The sequence below is a fragment of the Streptomyces sp. NPDC043867 genome, assembly GCF_056435845.1.
The window spans coordinates 59,669-81,470 of the sequence record NZ_JBWKDS010000031.1 but is presented as its reverse complement, the minus strand read 5'-3'; the positions used below and the strand labels follow the sequence as shown (position 1 = coordinate 81,470).

16 protein-coding genes and 3 pseudogenes are annotated in these 21,802 nt (G+C 70.5%); 8 read left to right on the top strand and 11 right to left on the bottom strand.

From position 1 onward, the window contains the following. Positions 1-6 precede the first annotated feature (6 nt). From AC069T_RS27205 to AC069T_RS27195, 3 genes are all read right to left on the bottom strand, one after another. The gene (locus AC069T_RS27205; protein WP_478785237.1) at positions 7-1,392 is read right to left on the bottom strand and encodes an SDR family NAD(P)-dependent oxidoreductase; all 1,386 of its coding nucleotides are present in this window, start codon (positions 1,390-1,392) and stop codon (positions 7-9) included. Positions 1,393-1,507: 115 nt separating this feature from the next. Then, positions 1,508-3,010: a prenyltransferase/squalene oxidase repeat-containing protein gene (locus AC069T_RS27200; RefSeq protein ID WP_478785236.1), complete on the bottom strand. Its 1,503-nt coding sequence runs from the start codon at positions 3,008-3,010 to the stop codon at positions 1,508-1,510. A gap of 220 nt (positions 3,011-3,230) precedes the next feature. Next, the gene (locus AC069T_RS27195) at positions 3,231-4,151 is read right to left on the bottom strand and encodes a terpene synthase family protein (protein ID WP_478785235.1); all 921 of its coding nucleotides are present in this window, start codon (positions 4,149-4,151) and stop codon (positions 3,231-3,233) included. Between the two features lie 575 nt (positions 4,152-4,726). On the opposite strand from AC069T_RS27195, the pseudogene AC069T_RS27190 reads away from it, so the two are divergent. The 4 genes and pseudogenes from AC069T_RS27190 to AC069T_RS27175 all read left to right on the top strand — a co-directional run. After that, positions 4,727-4,834 (top strand): annotated as a pseudogene (locus tag AC069T_RS27190) (NUDIX hydrolase); the annotation flags it as partial. A gap of 70 nt (positions 4,835-4,904) precedes the next feature. Beyond that, a complete protein-coding gene (locus AC069T_RS27185) occupies positions 4,905-5,300 on the top strand; it encodes a hypothetical protein (RefSeq protein WP_478785234.1) in 396 nt (131 codons plus the stop codon). A 525-nt stretch (positions 5,301-5,825) separates the two neighbouring features. Then, positions 5,826-6,683 (top strand): hypothetical protein, encoded by an 858-nt coding sequence (locus tag AC069T_RS27180; protein WP_478785233.1) that lies wholly within the window; start codon positions 5,826-5,828, stop codon positions 6,681-6,683. A 190-nt stretch (positions 6,684-6,873) separates the two neighbouring features. Then, positions 6,874-7,113 (top strand): hypothetical protein, encoded by a 240-nt coding sequence (locus AC069T_RS27175; protein ID WP_478785232.1) that lies wholly within the window; start codon positions 6,874-6,876, stop codon positions 7,111-7,113. A 405-nt stretch (positions 7,114-7,518) separates the two neighbouring features. Here the strand turns inward: AC069T_RS27175 and AC069T_RS27170 are convergent, their stop codons facing one another. After that, a complete protein-coding gene (locus AC069T_RS27170; RefSeq protein ID WP_478785231.1) occupies positions 7,519-8,586 on the bottom strand; it encodes an alpha/beta hydrolase family protein in 1,068 nt (355 codons plus the stop codon). Positions 8,587-8,718: 132 nt separating this feature from the next. Between AC069T_RS27170 and AC069T_RS27165 the strand changes: the two genes are divergently transcribed. Both AC069T_RS27165 and AC069T_RS27160 read left to right on the top strand, forming a co-directional pair. Next, positions 8,719-9,354 (top strand): GNAT family N-acetyltransferase, encoded by a 636-nt coding sequence (locus AC069T_RS27165; protein ID WP_478785230.1) that lies wholly within the window; start codon positions 8,719-8,721, stop codon positions 9,352-9,354. Between the two features lie 35 nt (positions 9,355-9,389). Next, positions 9,390-10,235: a PaaX family transcriptional regulator C-terminal domain-containing protein gene (locus tag AC069T_RS27160; RefSeq protein WP_478785264.1), complete on the top strand. Its 846-nt coding sequence runs from the start codon at positions 9,390-9,392 to the stop codon at positions 10,233-10,235. Between the two features lie 1,023 nt (positions 10,236-11,258). Here the strand turns inward: AC069T_RS27160 and AC069T_RS27155 are convergent. Continuing rightward, positions 11,259-11,639, bottom strand: a complete 381-nt coding sequence (locus AC069T_RS27155) for a hypothetical protein (protein WP_478785229.1) — start codon at positions 11,637-11,639, stop codon at positions 11,259-11,261. Between the two features lie 193 nt (positions 11,640-11,832). Then, a pseudogene (locus AC069T_RS27150) lies at positions 11,833-12,063 on the bottom strand (tetratricopeptide repeat protein); the annotation flags it as partial. Positions 12,064-12,249: 186 nt separating this feature from the next. Between AC069T_RS27150 and AC069T_RS27145 the strand changes: the two are divergent. Then, positions 12,250-13,454, top strand: a pseudogene (locus AC069T_RS27145) (IS110 family RNA-guided transposase). 698 nt (positions 13,455-14,152) lie between these two features. Here the strand turns inward: AC069T_RS27145 and AC069T_RS27140 are convergent. From AC069T_RS27140 to AC069T_RS27125, 4 genes are all read right to left on the bottom strand, one after another. Further along, a complete protein-coding gene (locus tag AC069T_RS27140) occupies positions 14,153-16,198 on the bottom strand; it encodes a condensation domain-containing protein (RefSeq protein WP_478785228.1) in 2,046 nt (681 codons plus the stop codon). Between the two features lie 142 nt (positions 16,199-16,340). Beyond that, positions 16,341-17,231, bottom strand: a complete 891-nt coding sequence (locus tag AC069T_RS27135) for a 4'-phosphopantetheinyl transferase superfamily protein (protein WP_478785227.1) — start codon at positions 17,229-17,231, stop codon at positions 16,341-16,343. A gap of 344 nt (positions 17,232-17,575) precedes the next feature. Then, positions 17,576-18,856, bottom strand: a complete 1,281-nt coding sequence (locus AC069T_RS27130) for a hypothetical protein (protein WP_478785226.1) — start codon at positions 18,854-18,856, stop codon at positions 17,576-17,578. Positions 18,857-19,182: 326 nt separating this feature from the next. Further along, positions 19,183-20,136 carry an aromatase/cyclase gene (locus tag AC069T_RS27125; RefSeq protein ID WP_478785225.1) on the bottom strand — a complete coding sequence of 318 codons (954 nt, stop codon included), beginning with the start codon at positions 20,134-20,136 and terminating at the stop codon, positions 19,183-19,185. A 673-nt stretch (positions 20,137-20,809) separates the two neighbouring features. Between AC069T_RS27125 and AC069T_RS27120 the strand changes: the two genes are divergently transcribed. Next, positions 20,810-21,016: a hypothetical protein gene (locus tag AC069T_RS27120; RefSeq protein WP_478785224.1), complete on the top strand. Its 207-nt coding sequence runs from the start codon at positions 20,810-20,812 to the stop codon at positions 21,014-21,016. 26 nt (positions 21,017-21,042) lie between these two features. Here the strand turns inward: AC069T_RS27120 and AC069T_RS27115 are convergent, their stop codons facing one another. Further along, positions 21,043-21,768 (bottom strand): GAF and ANTAR domain-containing protein, encoded by a 726-nt coding sequence (locus AC069T_RS27115; RefSeq protein ID WP_478785263.1) that lies wholly within the window; start codon positions 21,766-21,768, stop codon positions 21,043-21,045. Positions 21,769-21,802 lie beyond the last annotated feature (34 nt).

The following is a 21,802-nucleotide window of genomic DNA, read 5'->3' as shown; positions in this document are numbered from 1 at the left end:
CGGCGTTCACCGGGTGGGGGTGGTGGGCTGGAGGTGGAAGACGCGCAGGTCGCGGCCGGAGCGGTCGCTGTAGGTCTGGTAGCCGGTGGAGAGGGTGGTCAGGGCTTTGTGCCAGACCTCTTCGCGTTCGGGGCCGTGGAGTTGGCGGGCGGTGACGGGGATCTCGCGGCCGGCGACGGACACGGTGGCGGTCGGGGTTTTGAGGAGGTTGCCCGTCCAGGCGGGGTGGTGTTCGAGGCCGAAGTTGGAGCCCACGACGGCGTAGCCGCCGTCGTGTTCGACGTAGAAGAGAGGGGTGGGGCGGGGGCGGCCGGTGCGGGCGCCCGTGGTGGTCAGGAGCAGGGAGGCGATGCCCATGGTCCTTCCGACGCTGAGGCGCCCGGTGCTTTTTCCTTGGAGGAGGGTGTCGAGGGGGACCATCGCGGTCCGCATGAGGGTGCCGGCCCAGGGGGCGGGGCCGATCTTGTTCATCAGCCTGAAGCCGAGGCTGCTGGCGGGAGGGGGTGTGGCGGCCGGTCCGCGACGCGCTTTCGCGTGGCCCTTGGTGGTGGGGTCGGCGTAGTTGCGTCGGGCGTTCCCGCCGAGGGCGGCCAGGCTCCGGAACGCGGTCGGGGCCATGGCGTAGGCCCGGTACATGGCGGGCAGGTAGCCAGGGGTATCGACGATCGCGCGGCGTTTGATGATGCCGTCGATGATGGCGTCGGCGACCTGTTCGGGTGTGGAGACGGGCAGGAGGTCGGCGATGCGGGGCATGCGCTGGGAAGGGACGTGCCGGCCGAAGAACTCGGTGCCCGCGACCGTTCCGGGCCGTACCAGCATCACGTGCACGGGCGAGGTGGCGAGTTCGCCCGCGAGGATCTGGGTGTAGGCGTTGATCGCTGCCTTGGCCGCCGCGTACGCGGCTGAGGGGCCCTTGACGAAGACGACGCCGGCGGCGGAGCCCATGGTGACGATCGTGCCGCCGCCGGCGGCCCGCATGAGAGGCAGCGCGGTCTTCACGCCGTAGACCATGGCGTCGTAGCCGGTGCGCATGGTCAGCTGGGCGTCTTCGACGCTCATGTCGGCGACGTCGCGCCACTGGGTGAACGCAGCGTTGTTCACCAGGACATCGAGCCGGCCGGCCGCGTCGTGCACGTCGGTGATGCACTGCTCGTACGCGTCCCGGTCGGTGACGTCGACCTGGTGGAAGAAGACCTGCTCCAGTCCGGCCGCAGCGGCATCTGCCGCTGCGGCTTCCAGGTGATCCGGTGAGATCCCGGCGACGTGCACGAGCGCGCCCTGGCGGGCGAGTGCCTTCGTGGTGGCGAGGCCAATGCCCTGGGCACCGCCGGTGACCAGGCACACCTTTGCCTTCAGGAGGTTGGGGGCGGCCGAGCGGGGCCGGTTGTACATCACAGATGCCGTCCATCTCTCAAGAGGGGCCCGAAACCGGTGTCGGCGTCGGGCAGGGAACTGGGGACGTAGCCGGCCCGGGAGCGCTGGCCGCGCGTACACGCGGGCGGCGGATTCACACCCCGGTAAGCGGCGCGCCGCGCAGCCGGCCGCTCGCGACAGCGATCCGTCTTTGCCCTGTGGGGCCTGTCGCCTCCATGTGGTGAGCGAGGTGTCCGAAGGCAAGGAGGGTGAAGACGTCGGCGAGGGCGGGGACGTTGAAGCCGAAGGGGCGGGGCCCGATCGAGTCCGGGATGCTCGCGATCGAACCGTCGGCCCGCTGCTGGGTGAGCAGGTAGCCGACCCCGCGGGCGAGGGCCGGTGCGAGGGGGTCCTGGGTGGAAAGGGTGATCAGGGCGTAGGCGGTGCTCAACGCGTCACTCGCGGAGCCGGCCTGCTGGCCCCACCCGCCGTCCGGGTTCTGATCCCCCTCGACGAACCGCAGCGCCCGCCGCAGGACTCGCTGCCCCGGTCCGTGAGAAGAGCCAGCGTGGCGGCGGGCGGCGAGAGCGGCGCGGAAGACGGTGTGGTGGCGGCTGCTGGACCAGTCCGGCGGGAACGAGCCGTCCGCCCGCTGCGCGGAGGCCAGAAAGCCAAGCGCGGCATCGAGTTCCAGCTGCTGGGCGGGGCCTTGGGTGGTGAGGGCGTTGGTCGCGGCCGCCGTCATGCAGGCTTCCGAAGGCGCGCCCGCCAGGTAGGTGGGGAACCCGCCGTCCGGACCTTGTAGAGCGTGCAGGGCGCCGATCCCGCGGCTGATCGCACCGCGGTGAGTGTGAGGGCCTGTCAGATGGAGGACTTCGACGGCGGCGGAGGTGCAGTCCGCATCGGTGAGCTGCGCGCTTTCGGTGTACGACCAGCCGCCGTCCGGCCGCTGGAGCCCGCGGAGGCGTCCGGCCACTGCGTCCAGGAGGAGGGGGTCGGCTCCGGCGGCGTGCAGGGCGATCCCTGCGGTGGCGGTCAGCCAGGTGTCCTCGTCGCAAATGAACGGCATCCCGCCGTCCGCGCGCTGATGTGCGAGCGCCGTGGCTATCCCCTCGGTGACCAGCCGCTCGTGGCCGGGCAGTCGTGCGAGAGCGTGCAGGACGGACAGGTGGATGAGGAGATTGCCCTCCCACACGCTCGCTGGCTGCTGCGTCGACACCAGCAGCCGCACGTCGTCCTCCGACAGGCGGGCAACATCGCCCTGGGCGTGGGCGTGGATGGCTTTGACCGCGGTGACCTGGACACGGGCCCAGGTGTGCAGGGCGTCCAGGGTGAATGCCTGGGGCGGGAGGGGGACCGTCGTTTCGGCAGGGGTGCCGAGCAGGTGGAGGACGGCGTCCAGGAGGGCGCGTTTGCGGGGGCCGGTGAAGTCAGGTGCCTGGGCGAGAAACCCGTCGACGTCCAGCCTGGCGGCCACGGACGGACGGCACCCCAGTGCCGCCCCGGCCAGGAGCTGGTCCAGCGGGTCGGCGGCGTCCTGGTGGGCGGTGAGGTAACCGGCCAGGCGGGTGCGGGCGGCCGGCTGAAGGCGGGTGCGGTCCAGCAGGGCGAGCAGTAGCGCGGACTCCAGGACCCGGCTGCGGCACAGATCGCGCACCGCCCCGTCAGAGCCCACCAGACCCTGCACATGCCCCCATAGCCGCGCCGTGGCCGACGCCAGGCCGTCAGGTATTGCGGCCGAGGGCCACAGGGTCTGACCCGGGGTTACGGGGATGAGTCGCATGAGGTGGTCCGTTCGAGGGTGGGAGCCACTGTGGCCCGTCGGTCGGTGTGCGGTGCGAGACAAGCCCTGCCGCGATGCGGCGGCGGGCGTTCGTTCAGGCTGTGGCGGTGAAGCGTCCGGTGGTGGCGAGCCAGTGCAACGTGGCGGCCATGAACCGCTCGACGAGATCGACGTAGCGGCACAGGTCCTTGTGCTCCTGCCCCTGGACACCCGGGGCCGCCCGCAGGCTCTGGGCGAGGGAGTGGAAGCCGGCGCGGCGCTCCTCGATCATGGCGGCCACCCGCACCCGGGCCGAGGCCGTGGACAGACCACCGTCACGGGCGATGAGTGACACCAGATTGTCCTGCCCGGCTGCCGCGTCATCGAGGCCCGAGGCAAGGTCGTTGGCCCAGCCCGCGACATCGGCGACCGCCCACCGCAGATCCCGCAACCCCGCCTCCACGCCGCCCTCCGCCGGCATCGGTGCGCGCCCGGTCTGCTCGAGTACGTCCAGCATCGGAAGCACGGTGATCGTGCGCCGCCGCAGCCGCACGTACTGCTCCAGCGACAGCCAGGCCCCGTCCCGCCGCAGCGCCACTTCCTCCTCGCACGCGTCCAGGAAATCGCCGTAGTCAGCGGCCAAGCGCCGCTGCCAGTCGGCGGGCATGCCCTCCGCCGTCCGCTGCCACAACTCGGCCAGCACCACCGCGTGCGCTGCCGCTGCCTCCCGCCCAACCCCAAGGGATGCGATGACTTGACGCAACGGTCCGGTGAACTCCTCCAACTCGCCAGACAGCGACCCCAGTCCGCGCCGGTCGATCTGGTCGTCGACCCAGCAGATGAAAGCCGCCCACTGCGCAGTCAGCGACACGTCCGCCGCACCAGCTTTGGGCAGCGCGCCGCCCGCCAGAACCTCCAGCCGCATCGCCGCTAGCCGCCGTTCCTCGTGCGGACCCGCTACCAGACCCGCGTCCCGCGCCCACAGCAGCACCGCCTGGGCGTGAAGACGGTCAGCACCTGATGAAGGATCATCCATACGATGATCTTGGCAGACCGCTGCCGGAGAGGAAGGGCAAAAGGCGGAAGGCACCAGCAGGATCGAAGGGTCGCCGCTGCTGTGCGCATTGGAGCTGGAATGCAACAACAGCGCCTAACCGGCAGGTGATGACGCAATCGACCTTTCATCCGGTTTCTTGCGCTGCATGCTGGATGCGACCCCAGCCCTCGCCGAAGGCCGGCTTCGGCCCCGAGCGGAGCGCCTACTCCCTGACGGTGCAGACCGTCGGCCTTCAAGCCGTATACGGCCTCTTCTGGCACCTTGCCCCCGTTACCACCGACGAACAGGACGTGAGGGTGCACTACGGATTCACTGGAACCGGCATGTGGATCTCCCCTCCCGGGGCCAGTGGGCGATGCCGCTGACCAACAAGCCCTACTACACCCGCGACCGCCAGCCGCTGATCGACGTACGCAGCACCTTCCGACAACTCGCCTTCGTCTGAAGGACTATCGGGACCCGATGGAGGACGGCCTCACGATGCTGCTCACGAGCTTGAACCCGACAAGGGAGTTGCCTAATGAATGGCCGGACACTGCTAGCGGGAAGCGGCGATCGACTGCCTGGTCCGGGAAGCGAAAGAGGAAGCGGGCCTCACCATCGCGCCCGAGGACGTCGATCTCGTCGACACGGTGCACCATGTCGACTCCCCCGATGCCCGACCGAGGATCGCGCTCGTCTTCCAGGCACGCTCCTGGACCGGCGACCCGGAGGTCCTGGAGCGACCGGTGCGTGGAGTGGCGGTGGTGGAAGCTGCAGGACCTTCCGGCCGAGGTCGTGCCGTACACCCGCATGGCGATCGACGGAATCCTTCGGGGGCGCCTGTACTCCGAGCAGGGCTGGGCGAGCGATGAGCACTCTGGACACCTGTCCCGCCGCAGGCCCGGTCGGCGGGGCCACGCCGACGGTCGCGGAAGCGGCCGACGGATACGCCATGCTGGCGCCGCGGTGTTGCTGGAGGGGTGCTACGACCCCGCGCTTTGCCTGTCAGTGGTGATCGCCAGCATGGAGCCATGGCCAACCGGAACCGGACCACCGGCAGCACCTGAGTTCATGCTGCACATCCACGACGACGGCACCACTGGCTGGCGCTGGCGCGACAAGCCCTTCGGCGCAGTGAACCAGTGATGCGCTGGGTGCGCTGCTTCTGGAACGAGGAAGTCATCTGGTTCTGCTTCGAGCTGGACACCGATGGGTACGTGATCCGGCAGGTCGAGGTTCAGGAGCCCGGGGGTAAATGCGCTGGCCGCCGCCTCGCTTGCCGAATGAGCCGCTCCTGCACCGCGAGAAAGTCGAGAAGCGGCGCAACAGTTCGGCCACCAGAGCTGCAGGTACATCGCGAAGAGACAACGGCCGACGCCGCCTCACCGCGGCCCCGGGCAGGGTTCGCGTGTCCAATACTCATTCATCCCCCCGCGCGCTCTGCCACCCTGTTGCCTGGCAAACCGACGGCAGTCAGGGGGGAGAACGTTGACGACACCCACCACTCCAGGCAGCGACCCGCCTCAAGCCACACCCCCTGCTACACCTCCGGCGGCGCCGCTTCCCACCGCAACAACGCCACCTGCCACTCAGGACACGTTCGCAAGCGGCGTCGCAGAAACTCTCGCACCCGGCGCCGGGGCACTGACTGGATGGAAACGGTGGCGGCATGTGGCCCTGGTGGTTGCAGTGACCGTCTCCCTATCCGTGCTCACTTTGTGGGGCGGTGACCTCTGGAACTGGTGGCGAGCCGACGAACACGTGCGCCAGGACGAAGCGGCTCAGTCCCGCTTCGACGAAACCAGGGCACCCTTCACAACCGTCGTGGAGCGTCTCGCTGAAGACGAGTACCAACCCGATCTCCTCATCGACCGTCCCTTCACGTCGGCCGAACTGCGCAAGCTTCTCGCACTCAATATGCGGGATTTAGGAGACATCAAGGATTTCGACTCGATGATGGCGGAACGCAAGGCGCGGCGCGTGAACGCGCCATCATGGGCTACCGCCATGCCCGCCACCGCGAGCGTTTACCAGCTGAACATACACAGCGAGAAGGGCGACGCCCTGACCATCAACGGCCTTGAAGCGATGAACGTGCGATGCGGAGACATCTCCACCGCAAGGGCCTTGATCAGGTTTCCCAGTCAGGGCGAGATCGGTGCAGCTGGCCTGCTGCTGGATCTGGACTCTCGTCCGAAAACCCCGATCAACACCGACCACGACGCACCCGACGCAGGTAAGGCGTACTTCTCGCGCCACGGGATCGCTATCGGTGGTACCCAGTCACCGGGGCTGGTGAGACTTGAAGTAGCAACGGGGATGGCGCGGTGCACGTTCAACCTAAGAGCTCGCTATACGCACACGGACACGGAGCTGCACTCGACGGTCATCACCAACGGTGGACAGCCCTTTGTCGCCGAGAGCATCCCCCGGCGCCCGGAGCAGGAGATCATTTTCAGCATCCCGGACGGATCGTTCGTTGACTGTTCGCAGCGGTGGGTCTCAGGGTGCAGGGAGTTCTGGAAGTGATCGCCGAGTCCAATGGTGGGCTGCGGTGCCCGTGACCATCTGATCGGATCCAGCGGGACCGTGCTCCGTGCCGTCCGGCTCGTCGTATTCCGAGAGCCCATCGAGCTTCCACAACAGGGCGTCACGCCCGTTTTGCAGGTCCGCCGAGCAGCGCGCCCTGGTGGTTCCTGACCCGAGGACTCGGCCTGACATGACCCTCCCGGACACCGCCCCGGCCACATCTGCGCCTCCACTGCCCGAGCCAGACACACTCGTGCTGCTCAACCGGCCGTTGCGCCCCGGAACCGACCCCAGCACCCTGTCGGTATTCGCCGACCAGCGCTGGCGCCTTTCGCCCGCCGTCTTCGAGAGCCACACCACCGCGTTCTCGATCGACTTCAGCCCCATCACCACGCCGTTCCTGCATACGGTCAAGAAGCTCACCTGGTAGCTGCTCAACCACACCAGCGCCGGCGTCTCCACCTTCTACTTCCGCCCGGGCACGTTGGCAATCACCATCATCACCTCCACGTTCCGCAATCTCCGGCTGTTCACCGACTGGCTTCACGGACGCGGCCGGACATGCTTCGGCGAGGTGTCCCTGGCCGACCTCGACGACTACGCCGCGCACGTCAAAGCGGCCGAGGTCAGCCATGCCGTGCGCGAAGACCGGCTCTCGATCGTGAACCGGGTGTGGTCCTACCGGGACTTGCTGCCCGAGGCAGACCGGCTGCCGCAAAACCGCCCTGGCGCGGCGAGCGCATCCAGGACGTCCTCCTGTCGGCGTACGCTTCAAAGTGCACCGGGCGGTACACGCCAACGTGCACCACGCGTCATGGCCGATCTTCCTGAACTGTCACGGAGTGGCCTTGCTGCCTCGGTCGAGATCCTTGAGGAACTGTCGTTGGCCGTCCAGGAATCCGTCCGCGAAGAGCGAGCGGGGCGAGAAGAGCGCAGTGAGCGTGATCTTGAGGTCCGACTGCTCGATGGACCGCTTGATGAATGAATGGGTCGCGTCCGGGTAGCGCATGGCCGTCAACGCACCGCCTGCGTCCAGCACCTCGCGGTAGACGCGCTCCGTGTCGGCGGTGTCCACGTTGATGTCATGACCCGCGAGGGCCAGCAGCACCGGTACGCCGCGCAGGGCGCGAAGGTCTTGCGTAGCGTCCGCGGTGTGGTTCTTGGAGATGAAGCCCCAGCGATCGGCGGTCATGCCGTCCGCGTCGCCCCCCATGGCCTTGACGTACTCCTCGAAGGTCGCGTGGCGTTCCAGCAGCCGTCGGATGGTGTCGCTCTTGGCGATCGCCGCGTTGGTACGGGCTGCTGACGCGCCGTCGGCGCGCAGCTCGGCGAGGAGGTTGTAGCGGCCCTGCCGGAGCCAGTTGATCGCGGGCGAGACGGCGATGACGAAGCTCACGGGCGTCTTGGCGGCGACCTTCGGCAGGACCCAGCCCGCCTGGCTGACGCCCCAGAGGCCGATCCGGTCGCCGTCGATGTCCGGGCGGCCGCGCGCCCAGGCGATGGCGGCGGCTGCCTCGTCGGCCCGGTCGTCCATGGACTGGCCGAGCCAGTTCCCGGGCGCGCCCGCGACGCCGGGCTTGTCCCAGGACAGGGAGGCGTAGCCGGCCTTGGCGTTCGCTTCCCACATGGGCTTGTAGCCGTCGTCATGGGTGGCGTCGACGGGGCCGTCGCCGTGGATGTACACGACCAGGCCGTGGCGTTTGCGGCCGTCCTTGGGCGTGGCCAGTACTCCGTTGAGGGTATGGCCGCCGTGGCGGATCGATACCCGCTGCTCGTCCATGTCGTAGGCGTTCTGCCACAGCGCCACGCCGACGAGACCCGCAGCTGCGACCAGGACTGTGACGAGTGACCAAACGGCTGTGCGGAGCCTGCGACGCCGTTTGGGCTGGATCTTCGGGTCCATGGGATCTGACCGCCTCGGTTCGGATGTCGGTTCGGATGTGGCGCATGACGAGAATTATCTATCAACTCAAGCACGATCGTCATGAAAATGATAGTTTTTGGTTCGGCTCACAGCGAGAAGGAGGGGATCGGGATGGGACTAGACGCGACGGACACCGGTACTGGGCCGGTGACGGTCCGGCGGGGCCTTCCGGCCGGCGCCGAGCGGCGGGCGGCCGAGCTGTACTGGGAGGCGTTCGGCCGTAAACTCGGCCCCGCGCTGAACCCGTCGGACAAGGCGGTGCCCTTCATCGCCGCCCACCTGAACGCTGATCGCGCGGTGTGCGCGCTCCTCGACGGGCAGCTCGTCGGCCTCGCCGGCTACCAGCTCGGCGGCCGTGCCCTCACCGGGGGATCGGCCTCCGCCGTGTTGCGCGTGTACGGACACCTGCGAGGACTGCACAGGCTCCTGCTCCTCGCCCTGTTCGAACGCCACCCGGTTCCCGGACAGCTCGTCATGGACGGCATCGCCGTGGACCCGGGCATACGCGGGCGTGGCGTCGGGGGGCTGCTCATCGAGGAAGTGGCCGCCGTGGCGGCGGAGCACCACTGCCGGGAGATCAGACTGGATGTGATCGACACCAATCCGCGCGCCAGGGCCCTGTACGAGCGGCGCGGCTTCACGGCCGTGCGGACCGAGCGCACGCCCTACCTGCGTAGGCTGCTGGGATTCGGCGCGGTGACGAGCATGCGTCGCGCCGTCGCAACGAGAGGGGCGGGAGAACTGTGAGCGCCGAGGCGGACCACGTCGAGGTCCCCACCCGCATGCTCGTCCACGCGCTGATCCGCGAGGACGGCACGGTCAGCGCGGACGAGCTCTACACCGTCGCCAACACCCTGGGCATGAGCGACCAGCAGGTGCGGCTGTGCGTCAAACGCCTCGTGGCAGAGGGCCGGTTCACCCACGAGGGCCGTGGCCGCAAGGCGGAGTTGCACGCCACCGTGGACACCACGCGCGCCCTGGCCCCCAACGCGGACTTCCTCCGGCACGCGTTCCAGCAAGACGCCGGGCTCGCGCCCTGGGACGGCGTCTGGCACCTGGCCGCCTTCGCGGTGCCCGAATCTGCACGCACCGCCCGGGACGCCCTGCGCGAAACCCTCGTCCGCCTCGGCGGCGCCCCGCTCCAGGGCGGACTGTACGTCTGCGCCAACGCCTGGGAACCGTACGTCGAAGAAGCGGCCCACCGCCTCGGCGCCCATGGCGCGCTCACTCTCCTCACCACGACGGATCTACGCAAGGGCGACACCCAAGAGCCTGTCGAACTCGCCCGCAGCCTGTGGTCCCTGCAAGAGATCGCCGACCGCTACCACCACCTCAGCCGCATCGCCCAGCCCCGCCTCGCCCGGCTCACCGGCCCTGCCGGGCTTCCCCCGTCCGCACTCCTCACCATCGCGGTAGAGCTGGCCGCCGAACTCACCCGCGCCATGGAGCCCGACCCGCTGTTGCCGCCTCAGCTCCTACCCCAGCCCTGGCCCGGCACCCAGGCCCGGGAACTCATCGCTCAGTGCTGGGCGGCCCTGCACGAACGAGAAAGCGGCGAAGCCCGCCCAGCCCTCTTCCGCCTCTACGCCGACATCACCCGAGAAGCTGCAGACCGGGCCGCGCGCTGAAGATGGGCCAGAGGGCGTGCACTTTGATGCGTACCGACCGGTGCATGTTCGGGTGTACGCCGACACCTCCAGCAGTGGCGCGCCATCTGCGAAGAGAACCGGACACCCCGTGAGGGCTGCCTCGGCCAGGGTGTGCCGGTGTGAAGGGACGCCAGCTGGTGGCATTCAGGTCTCCGCGTCCAACGCCTTGCGCGCTGCCACCTGGAAGTCACTCCCCGGTGAACGCTTTGCTTCAACTGCCTGCATGTATCGCACGTCGAAGACTTCGAGGCGGCCGTTTCCCGCTTGGCGAGCGGCGTCGTGCCAAGCCGTCCCCGCCATGTCCAGGTCGTACAGCGCCCTTCGGAGTGTGTCGGCTGCGTCAGCTACAAACCCAGGTCCCACGACTGTCACAGAGGCCACAGCGGCACTGAACGGAGCCCATGCTGCGTGCGCCTCGGCGGCAGGTTCCTGCCATTGCTCCTCCGTACTGCCTTCTTGCCGTAGTCGAGCTGCCAATCTCCACCAAGCCGCAGACACCTGTTTGGATGTGCTGATGCACGCACTGTAGGCGTCGCGGCGTGCCTCATCCAGCCTGTGTTCTCGGTCGAATTGCCGCTGCCGTCTCTGCTGGCCTCCCTGACTCATGGCAGTTACCAATCCGCCGCCAATGCCCCCGATAGTGCCGGCTACTGCGCCGATGACAGCTGCCACTCCTGCATCCATGACATGGCATTAAACCGCCAGCGGGCTCAGCCACGCTCGTAGTCCGGAAAAGTGCCAGCGGCCTCACTCAAATCCTTGCCCGCGCGCTCCGCGACCGCGGCCGCCAGGTCGAAGTCGAGCACCTTCACGTCCACTTGCCGCGCGTACTGAAGACGCCCGCCAACGGCACCGCCCACTCCAGCCCCACGCAGGAGGCCACCCGATGGAGCGTCTCTTCCGCCGCTGCGGCCACGCGCCCGGCGCCCTCAGCCCCGAGGAACGGGAAAGCGAATCGGCTGCAAGCAAGGGGCAAGAATGCCTATGTACGTGCCTTGCTGGTCACCACTGCTCTTCGGACGCTCGCCATTGGGAGAGGATCATTTGCGCATCCAGAGTTAGGGGGTGAGCGGGCGCTAGCACCCGCAGCAGGTCGTCCACAAGTTCGGTGAAAGCGATGACCGCCTCGTCCCCATCCCCCAATTCCAACTGCCATCGGCCGAGGGCAGTCCGGGCCTCCAGGGTTCTCACATCGTCGGGCCCAAGTACCCGCAGCAGGTCGTCCACCAGGTGGGTGAGGGCGGCGAGGGCCCCTTCTGCGTCCGATTCCCTTTGCCAATGAGCCAGCATGCTGCGGTAGGTCAGAATGTCGGGGTGGTCGGGTCCCAGTACCCGCAGAGAGTGGTCCGGCACTTCGGTATAGGCGGTGACGGCCCCGTCCACGTCCCCAGTTTTCCCGCCGCCTATGTGCAAGGTTGGCCCGGGCATTCAGGGTGCTCGGGTGGTCGGGTCCCAGTACCCGCAGAAAGTCCTCCAGTACTTCGGTGTAGGCGGTGACTGCCAAATCCAGGTCTCCCGCTTGCCCCCGCCAATAGGCAAGTACCCGCAGCAAGTCCTTCACCAGGTCAGTAAAGAGGCTGACGGCCTCGTCCTCATTCCCAGATTCCTCCTGCCATTTGGCGAGGTGCTGGCGAGCGGTCAGAATGTCGGGGTGGTCGGCGCCCAGTACCCGCAGATAGTCCTCCAACACCTCGGCAAAGGCGCTGACAGCCCCGTCTGCATCCCCTGATTCCCCGTTATCTTCTTCGTGGTCCTGTAAGAGGGCCGCTGGCCTCCGGGCCCGGCATGACTGTTGCCCCCTGTCGATGGGATGACCTGGGGGGTGGTGTCACCGGGTCCGAGGGGTGCCGTCGGAGACGCTGATCAGAGGTCCGGCCACTGCCCGGCCCGGCGCAATGCCGGGCCCCTCACGGGCGGCAGGTCTGCATAACGTGGATGCGCGCGAACGGCCCACCGCCGAGGCCGGCACAGCATCGACGCAGATGGGGGCACGGTGATCGACATCGACGGGGTGGGCGTCTTTCTCGGCCTGGACGTCGGCAAGAGCAACCACCACGGCCACGGACTCACCCCGGCCGGGAAGAAGGTCTTCGACAAGGCCCTGCCCAACGGCGAACCCCAGTTGCGGGCCGTCTTCGACAAGCTCAAGGTCAAGTTCGGCACCGTCCTGGTCGTGGTGGACCAGCCCGCCTCCATCGGCGCCCTGCCGCTGACCGTCGCCCGCCACGCCGGCTGCAAGGTCGCCTACCTGCCCGGACTCGCGATGCGCCGGATCGCCGACCTCTACCCCGGCGAGGCCAAGACCGACGCACGCGACGCGGCTGTCATCGCGGACGCCGCCCGCACCATGCCTCACACCCTGCGCTCCCTGGAGCTCGCCGACGAGATTACCGCCGAGCTGACCATGCTGGTCGGCTTCGATCAGGATCTCGCCGGCGAGGTCAACCGCACCTCCAACCGCATCCGCGGCCTGCTCACCCAGTTCCACCCCAGCCTCGAACGCGTCCTGGGCCCGCGCCTGGACCACCCCGCCATCACCTGGCTCCTGAAGCGCTACGGATCCCCGGCCGCTCTGCGCAAAGCAGGCCGCCGCAAGCTCGTCGAGGTCGTCCGGCCCAAAGCTCCGCGCATGGCCGACCGGCTCGTCGACGACATTTTCACCGCGCTCGACGAACAGACCGTGATCGTCCCGGGCACCAACACGCTGGACGTGATCGTGCCGTCGCTGGCCAAGTCGCTGGCCGCCGTCCACGAACAACGCCGGGCCCTGGAAGCCCAGATCGAAGCCCTGCTGGAGGCCCACCCTCTTTCCCCGGTCCTGACCTCGATGCCCGGCATCGGCGTCAGGACCGCCGCAGTCCTCCTGGCCACCGTCGGCGACGCCAGCAGCTTCCCCAGCGCCGCCCACCTCGCCTCCTACGCCGGCCTCGCCCCGACGACCCGACAGTCGGGGTCCTCGATCCACGGCGAACACGCCCCCAAAGGCGGCAACCGGCAGCTCAAACGCGCGATGTTCCTCTCCGCGTTCGCAGCCCTGCACGATCCCGCCTCCCGCAGCTACTACGACCGCTGCCGAGCCCGCGGCAAAACCCACACACACAAGCCCTCCTCCGCCTGGCCAGACAACGGATCAACGTACTGTTCGCGATGCTCCGCGACGGAACCTTCTACGAACCCCGACCCCCTCGCCTCGCTTGACGAAAGACATAGAGGCACGTTATCCGCACCGCACATGACGAACAGGGCTCTCCACAACAAAGCGTACCGACCCGCACGGAGCAGAAGTGCAGGACGGGCAACATCAACCAGCTAGCCGTCCCCGCCCGTGGAGAAATCCGACGACATGAAGACGCTTCGTCAGCAGGCAGACAAGGGGAATAGCGCAGGATCGGAATACTGCCCCTTCACCGGTACGCCGCCCCGGCCGGGGGCCACTGAGGCTGATCGGTGGCAGCGGACGTCTGGTTAGTGCTGGACGAGCAGCAACGCCTTCCCCAGGGACATGATCCCGCCGCGTGCGCGCATTGAGCAACCACCCGGAACCAGCAGGCAGTAGCCTTCGCCTCCGACGTGTTGGGGGCGGGGTTCTCCCCTGGGAGGTCACCGCCGGCGGAACAGGCGCACGGCCTTCCTTCAAGTAGCTGCGCATGACGCTTACTTGAGCACCACGAGCCAACCCACGCCGCCCCACGCCCGGGCAGCCCTCCCCGTCAGCAGGTGAAGGCCCGGCGACCGTCAGGCCGACGGAGCCTGACGGTCGCCCGCAAGCGCTCGGCGCCAACCCGTGCTGTCGATTCCACACAGCGTCACCAACCGTCGACGACGGCACACAAACGATGCCTTCATGGCAAACATGCCTCACGGCACTGCAACACAGCGCCCACACCCCCCGGGGGTCAGGCCCTGCGCGCCAGCGCCACACGTACCGCCCCCGACAATGCCCGCACAGCCCCCGCCACATCACCGGCCCCAGTCACGACCACAACGGGAGCCTCGCCCGAGCGCCGGACCGTACGCCGGGCCACCTCATACGCGGCCGGCCCGGCCGGACCCACGCCACACACGATCACATACCGCCCACCGCCGAGCAGTTCAGGCAACGGACCGGGCGGCACCCCCCGGCCTGTCACCGAAAGGCACACGACACGTTCGGGCCCCCCATACCCGCCCGCGAACCCGGCATACACAGCCGGCGTGACACCGGGGACAGCGACCAGGCACACCACAGCAGCACCCGGCCCCCCGGGCCGCAGCACCGTGAGCGCCAGACGGTCGCCGCTGGGTGCGGGCGGTGCCGTACGGGGCACCGGGAAACCCTCCAGCAGCCGCAGAGCATCACCCACAGTGAAGTCCCCGTCCGCGTGGGCGGGCAGGTGGTCCAGCAGAGCCAGGCACTGCGCGAGGACGGTGCGGGCGCCGGAGGCGGTGAACCCGGCCCCGTCGTACAGAGCGCTCAGTACAAGCGCGCCCTCGCCGTCGTGGTGCGCGGCCAGCGTGAGGGGCACGCTCGTGTCGCCGCCGGCGCTGCGCGGCGCGGTCACCGCGACGCCCTGCGCCGCCAGTTCGCTTCGCAGGTCGGGCGGCAGTTCGGGGTGTATGCCGAAGCGCACGGTGCTCTCCACGAGGGCGGCGCCCGCCTCCCGCCCGCTCCACCGGCTGACCTGCTCGCCGCAGACCCAGGCGTAGGGGGTGAGGTCCAGCGCGGCGTCACGCACCCGCACGAGCAGGTCCGCCAGCGGCGCGGCGGGGTCCACGGTGACCGTAAGGGGCAGCGGGCCGCCCAGCACACCGGGGATGGCGGCCGCACCCCGCAGGGACATGTCCCGCCCGGACAGATGCACGCCGAAGGCCACCGGCAGCGGCCCGCGGGAGCCGGCGGCCCGGTACAGCAGCAGGGCCCATACGGCGTGCAGGACGCTGCTTTCCCCCACGCCCCGGCCCGCGGCCCAGGAACACAGCCGAAGGGTGCCAGCTGCGCCGAGCCGGCGCTGGATACGGCCCGGCCCCTGCATGTGCCGCAGCGGCCCGCCCGGGCGCCCCGGGCTGAGAGCGGCGCCGGCGGGCGGTGCGGCCGACGCCCAGAACGCGCGGGCCCCGGCTCGGTCCTGGCGGGCCAGCCACTGCGCGTGGTCGCGGATGTCGGGCCTCCGGTGTCCGCCGGGCAGGACACCGCCGGCGAGGTACGAACGGTAGAACTGGCGCACCAGTAGACGTGCCCCGCGCTCGTCGAGCAGAGCCCGGTGATAGCTCACCAGCAGGCGGACGGGCCCCCGCTCCGCTCCGGCCGCGTGCGGTGCCCCCTCCAGGAGCAGGACGCGCAGCAGGCCCGGCCGGCACAGCTCGAAGCCGCGCTCGCGGTCCAGGCGCAGCAGTTCGCTCCAGGCAGCGCCGCCGTGCGGATGGCAGGTGACCTCCACCGCCGGGCGGTCGTGGAACACCAGGCGCGGGGCGCCGCTCCAGTCGAAGCAGGCCCGCAGGACCGTCTCCCGTTCGGCGACGGACTGCCAGGCACGTGCGAACCGGCCCGGGTCCAGCGGTCCGCTCCAGTCCCAGGTGAGCTGCTCCACGTGCCCGCCGGGGGCGTCCTGATCCTCGACGGCGGCCCAGAGCAGCGTCTGCTGATGCCCGCTCAGGGCGAGGGTGTCGGCCGTGGGTGGTGCCAGCAGGTCGGCCAGCAGGTCGTCGGTGAGCGGGCCGCCGACCGTGGCCCGGGTACGCGGGGTGAGCCGCAGGAGGCGGCGACAAGGGCGCCCGGTGTCCGCTTCGGCGTCCAGGGTGACGTCGTATGCCCGATGGCGCTCGGCGACACGGGCCGCGAGAGCCTCCGCACCGGTGCCGGTGAGCGGGCCCACCTCGAAGACGAGCGGCGAGCCGGGCAGGGGGCCGGGCAGTTCGTGCACCGCGGCTAGAACGGTGCCCGCCTGCCGGTCAGGACTGCTCATCCGTTTCCCCGGGGTGCCGGACGGCGCTGGCGCAGCAGCCGACTCGTGATGTCCCGGCCTCCTTGTCGAATCGTTTCTGCACAGTGCGTGTCGTGGTCACCCGCACGCCGACCGTGGTCGGCGGTACGCCGGTACCCGCCACTCACCGCTTCGGCCGCCGCCGTCCCGGAAAGTCGATGACGCGGGAGTCCGGCGACCGCGGCTCCAACTCCGGCTGCGGCTGCGGCTGCGGCTGCGGCTGCGGTGAGGGTGGTCGTTCGAGTCCGCGGGCGGGTGCCGCGGCCCCGGTCCCGGTCGGCGGCGCCGCTGCGGTGTCCTTGCGGTGCGCCTCGCTGACCCAGAAACCTCCCTCGACCAGGTGGGTGGCAAAGGCCCACCGGCCCGAGCTGTCCCCGGTGAGGCGGGGCTCTCCCGCCGCGTCCCACCCGAAGCCGACCGCCGAGAACCGGCGCCGCATGCCGTCTCCCAGCGCCTTGGTGTACGCCTCCTTCAGCGTCCACAGGCGCAGAAACCGCTCGGTACGCTCGGGTTCGGGCAGGGCTGCGAGCATGGCGGCCTCCTCGGCGGTGCACACGTGCTCGCGCAGCGCCTCCAAGGAGACGCGGCGCCCGGCGGGTTCGGCGTCGACACCGACGGGCCCGGTGCGGCTGACGCCGACCACGATCAGCTCGTCGGTATGGGCCAGGCTCACCTCCAGGTCCGCGCCGAGCCCCCGCAGCACAGGCCGCCCGCCCGGCAGGTAGGCCAGGTCGAGCCGGGCGGCGGGGACCTGCAGAGCGGCGGCAGCCGTGTGCTTGACCACCACCCGGGAGACGGCCAGGCTCAGCCGCCCGGCCGGGGCCGGGTGCTGCCGGTAGCGGGGCCAGTCACGGCCCAGCAGGGTACGCAGCCCCGGATCCAGCAGGGCCGGAGTCAGCCACTGACCCCAGGTCGTGTACACCACGGCCCGGCCGCTGTCCTCGATCCGCTCCTGGACCTCGTCCCACGGCCCGTCCGGCCCCGGAGCATGGCACGGCGGCAAGAACTCCGGCACGGGCGCGGACGCGGATGCGGATGCGGAGGACACCGACGCGGGTACGGGTGCGGACGCGGGTGGGGACGCGGGGAACGCCGACGCGCGGACGGGCGTAGGTACGGGTTCGGGTGCGGGTCCAGGGAACGCCGACACGGACGCAAATCCGGGCGCGGGAACGGACGGTGCCGACGCGGGCATGTCGGCACCGCCCGCACCGCTCCCGCCCACGCCAACCCCCAAGCCCGCGCCCGCGCCCGCGCCCGCGCCCGCGCCCGCGCTAACGCTCCCGCCCACCCTTCCGCTCCCGCTCCCGCTCCCGCTCCCGTTCCCTTCCACGCTTGCCCTTCCTCCCCGGCTTGCGCTCACCACGGGAGCCTCGTCGCATACAGGTCGCAGTCCACGCCGTTCGTCGCGCGCCGGGCCAGCTCATCCCACACGCCGGGCCGGGTCTGGGGCGTGTGGTCGGGCAGGGGCAGGGCGAGTCGGCCGGTGATCCGTGCCAGTGCCAGCAGCGCCCAGTCGGTGTCGCCGAGGAAGGACTCGGGGGTCGCGGCCGCCGCTTCCCGCACGCCCAGCACGGCGGCGGCCAGCACCAGCAGTGCCTGACGGTCCGCCAGCGCGCGTGCCGCCGGGTCAGCGGGCTCGTGCACAGGGGCGGCCGCGCAGGCGACCCTCAGCGCCCGGTGCTCCACAGTGAGCCGGCGGCCCAGGCGGGCGAGCGCCGCGGTGCCGGCTGTGCCGGCGGCGGCGAGCCGTTCGGCGGCAGCGGGCAGAGTCGCCGCAAGGGCCTGCGGGCTGTGGGTGCCCGGCGCCGCGGCGGGAGCGGCCTCACCGATCCTGAACAGCGCAGCCGGCTCCCCCTGCCGGCCCGGCGGGGGGCTGTCCGCCAGGTTCAGCCCGTGCACCAGACGGGCCTGGGCGGCGCCGGCAGCCGTCCAGTCGGCCCCGGCGAACGCCCGGTCGTCCAGGATCTTGGCCAGGGTGCGCCGTTCGAGCGTGTCGGCGTCGAACCCGCACTCGTTCAGCACCAGTTCGAGGTCGCCCAGCAGTTCCCCCAGCAACAGCGGCACGAGGTATCCCACGACAGCGGACAGCGGCGCCGCGCCGTGCGGGGACGGGTCCCGGTTCGGGTCCCGGTCCGGGGTACGCGTACCGGACCCGGCCGCGTCCGGCAAAGCCGCTTCCTGCCCCGCCGCAGGGCAGGAGCGCAGCGCCAGGGCAGTCAGACACTCGCAGGCCAGCAGGTCCGCGAAGACCGCGGCCAGAACCGGCTGCCACTGCCCGGCACCGGGCTCGTACCTGCTCAGACCGTCCACGATACGGGTCGCGCCGCGCAGGACACCGGCGGCTGAGGCGAGCAGCGCGGCAGGCCCCAGCAGCGCGGCTGCCGGGTGCGGCACGACTGCGTTCAGCAGCGGACCGGTGCTCCAGGCATGAGCCAGGGCCAGATCCCGGCGGAACAGCGGACGCAGAGCGCGGGCGAGCTCCCGGGGTGCCGGCGGCGCCTTCCCGGCCACGGTCAGTTCGGCGGGCGGGGCGGGCAGCGCGTGATGGCTCGCCGCCCACAAGGCGGAGCGGCCGTAGGGATTGGCACGGTCCCGGGGATCACCCAGCAACGCCTCCAGACGCACCGCATACTGCACCGCATCCCACTCCCCGCCCCCCGCGTCCGGCCCGTTCACCGCACCCGGTGATTCGTCCATCGCGTCCCGCGGCCGGCCCGCCGCCCCCCGGGGCTCGTGCCCCGAACCTCGTCCTTCCTGCGCCGCGCCCAACCCCTCCACCGCGCACCGTGGTTGGTCCACCGCGCACCGTGGTTGGCGCGCCGCGCCCGACGGCGGGTGTGCCGGTCCGGTGGCGGTCGTCCCCGGGTGCCGGCCGGCATCCGGCAGGGGCCGGGTCAGGGCCATCACCGATCTCCTCCTCGTAGTGGTGGTGCTGCGCCGAACGGTCGGTTCTGCGGCGGAGTTCATCGCAGCCGGCGTACGGCGCTCTCGGCGTGCCAGCGCGCCAGGCCGAGGGCCTCGGTGCTCGAGCGGCCCAGCCACTCACGTACGTGCCTGCGGGCGTCGAGGAGCACCGCGCCCCCGCCCAGGACGGCCTGGACGGCGCTCTCCTTCAGCATCACCTGGTGGACGGAGACGACCCGCACTCCGCTCTCGTCGGGCTCCAGGGACCATTCCCCGTAGTGCGCGGCGACCGGATCGGGCATCACGGTCGCCTTGTGGACGATGCGTCCCGCGGCCGGGAAGCACAGGCGAACGGCCTCGGACACGAGCGTGTGCCCGGTGTCCGGGGCGCAGGTGTGCAACACCGTCAGCTGCACACCGGGCTGGTCCTCGGTGACCTCGGCCCGCTCGACGTCGGGGACCAGGTCCACCCAGTCCTCGATGCGGTACAAGAAGTCGTACACCAGCTCCGGGGAACCCGAGACATAGACGCTGTCCTCGAAGGACAGCAGCAGTTCATCCAGCCGGTCCCAGCGCTCCGCAGTCTCGCGCAGCGCCGCCAGTTCGCTCTGCACATCCCCCTCGAGCGCGTGAGCCGCACCGGCCGTCTCCCAGGGTTCGTGCGGGCGCTCATGACGCAGGCTCAGCAGGCACCGGCCGGCACCGTCAGGCACCACGCTCCACACGCCGCTGGCCGGTGCGCCGGGCAGCAGCGCATCACACACCTCGAACTCGATACGGCGCTCGCCGGGGCGCAGCACACGACGGACGAGCGCGGAACGCACCTGGCCGTACTGCAGGCGCCACGACCGCAGCTCCTCGCGCACACCGTCGAAGCCCAGGCGCTCGACATGGACGTAGGAGGGAAGCAGGACCGGCCAGCGCGGAGCATCGGCAAGGAGGCCGTACACAACCCCGGCAGGAGCCGCGACCGGGACGGTGTGCTGAGCACGGAGCACTCGACGCGACGCCATGCACGACCCCCTCCTCCAGGAATCCCCAACACTGCACATCGCCACCTGAGCCCCACTCGAGCCCGGCCGGAGACAACCCGCGACGACACGGCCTCCACCTCCGGGACCCACCGGCACCGGGCTCCCGCGGGCATCAGCCCACGGGGCCCACCGGCGCAGGCGCGGGCGCGGGCGCGGGTGGAACGCGGGCTCCGGCCCCACGAGAACCCCCGCCGGGACGTTACGGAGAATGACACCTTGCCCCGCGTCCTGCCCGGCGAGATGGCTGCCCGGCCCAGCGTGGGTAGGTCCCCTTCAGGGGGCCGGGCGGGTACGCCATGCCCTCGAGGCAGAGGAAGGGCCGGGCGGGCGCCGGCCAGGAGAGGGGACCCCTGTGGGGACGATGATCGGCACGCTGGTCGCGGTAGTCGTCGGCGCGCTGCTCCAGCACGTCAGCCAGGCGCTCGCCGACCGCCGGCAGCGCGCCGCGATGTATTCGCCTGCCTCTTCCGGGGTGGTGACCTTGGCGGCGTCGGCAGGCGCTCATGAGTGCGGTTCCCGCGCTCGTCTCGGCGTTGGCCGGCTACCGGCGCCACCATTACCTAGTGGTCGACGCCATGCGCGACGGGCAGCCCGACACCCCGGACGCCCGCCGTGAGCGCGCTGGCAGGCCCGCACCGCCGTCACCGAAGCGATGTCACACCTGAAGATGGCCGTCCGCGATCCCGCCGTGCTGGACCTCGCCGACCGCGCCGTCCGCACCTCCTTCGCCCTGTCCGACTCGGCCACTGTCGGGCAGCCGCTGGACGAGCAGCGGGTGCAGCAGGCCGCCGAGCGCGCACGCACCGCTCACACCGCGTTCGAGGACGCTGCCGCCGCCTACCTCTACGAGCGCCTGTGAGCGGCGCACGGGCCGCAGGCGTTGCGTCAGGTGCGGGAGCCGAAATCGGGGGTGGTGGGGGGCCGTCCACTGATGTTGGTGATCAGTTCGGCACACAGGTCACGGAGTTTGATGTTGCGGTGCTGGGAGGCCGAACGCAGGGTGGTGAAGGCTTCGGCGGCGGTGCACCGGCGCTGGCCCATGATCACGCCCAGGGCCTGGTCGATGACGCTGCGGGACTGCATGGCGGCCTGCAGCTGGAGGGTGAACTCCTGGGTGTCGCCGATGCGCTGGGCGACGGCGATGCCGCCGGCCGCCTGGGCCGCGAGCGAGCGCAGCGCGGTGAGGTCGTCGTCCCCGCAGGCACCCGGCGCGCCGAAGTACACGTTGAGCGCTCCGGCGAGGCGGGTGCGAGCGGCGATCGGGAGGGAGAGGGACGAACGGATCCCGCACGCGGCGGCGTAGGCGGGATAGTCGCCCCAGCGGCTTTCGCGCAGCATGTCCGCGACGGTGATCTCCGTGCCGGTGCGCAGGGACGGCAGGCAGGGGCCGTCGTCCTGGCCGTACTGCTTCTCGTCCAGCTTCGGCGCCGCGGGCCCGGTGCTGACCACCGTCACGGGCCGGCCGCCGCCCTCCAGCGTCACCCCCACCCCTTCGGCCCCGGCCAGCTCCATGGCGGCGTCTGCCAGCGTCTGCAGGAAATCCTCCAGCGAGTCCGTCTCCAGCAGCCACTGCGTGATGCGACTGCTGTCGTATGCGTCATCGGCGTTCATCATGTGTCCTTCGCAGGGCCTGCGGCCCCTTCGG

Excerpts from the sequence above, each read along its gene's own strand:
- AC069T_RS27205 (WP_478785237.1), bottom strand. The coding sequence starts at position 1,392 with ATGTACAACCGGCCCCGCTCGGCCGCCCCCAACCTCCTGAAGGCAAAG.
- AC069T_RS27195 (WP_478785235.1), bottom strand. The coding sequence starts at position 4,151 with ATGGATGATCCTTCATCAGGTGCTGACCGTCTTCACGCCCAGGCGGTG.
- AC069T_RS27175 (WP_478785232.1), top strand. The coding sequence starts at position 6,874 with ATGACCCTCCCGGACACCGCCCCGGCCACATCTGCGCCTCCACTGCCC.
- AC069T_RS27170 (WP_478785231.1), bottom strand. The coding sequence starts at position 8,586 with ATGGACCCGAAGATCCAGCCCAAACGGCGTCGCAGGCTCCGCACAGCC.
- AC069T_RS27165 (WP_478785230.1), top strand. The coding sequence starts at position 8,719 with ATGGGACTAGACGCGACGGACACCGGTACTGGGCCGGTGACGGTCCGG.
- AC069T_RS27160 (WP_478785264.1), top strand. The coding sequence starts at position 9,390 with ATGCTCGTCCACGCGCTGATCCGCGAGGACGGCACGGTCAGCGCGGAC.
- AC069T_RS27140 (WP_478785228.1), bottom strand. The coding sequence starts at position 16,198 with ATGAGCAGTCCTGACCGGCAGGCGGGCACCGTTCTAGCCGCGGTGCAC.
- AC069T_RS27125 (WP_478785225.1), bottom strand. The coding sequence starts at position 20,136 with ATGGCGTCGCGTCGAGTGCTCCGTGCTCAGCACACCGTCCCGGTCGCG.
- AC069T_RS27120 (WP_478785224.1), top strand. The coding sequence starts at position 20,810 with ATGTCACACCTGAAGATGGCCGTCCGCGATCCCGCCGTGCTGGACCTC.
- AC069T_RS27115 (WP_478785263.1), bottom strand. The coding sequence starts at position 21,768 with ATGAACGCCGATGACGCATACGACAGCAGTCGCATCACGCAGTGGCTG.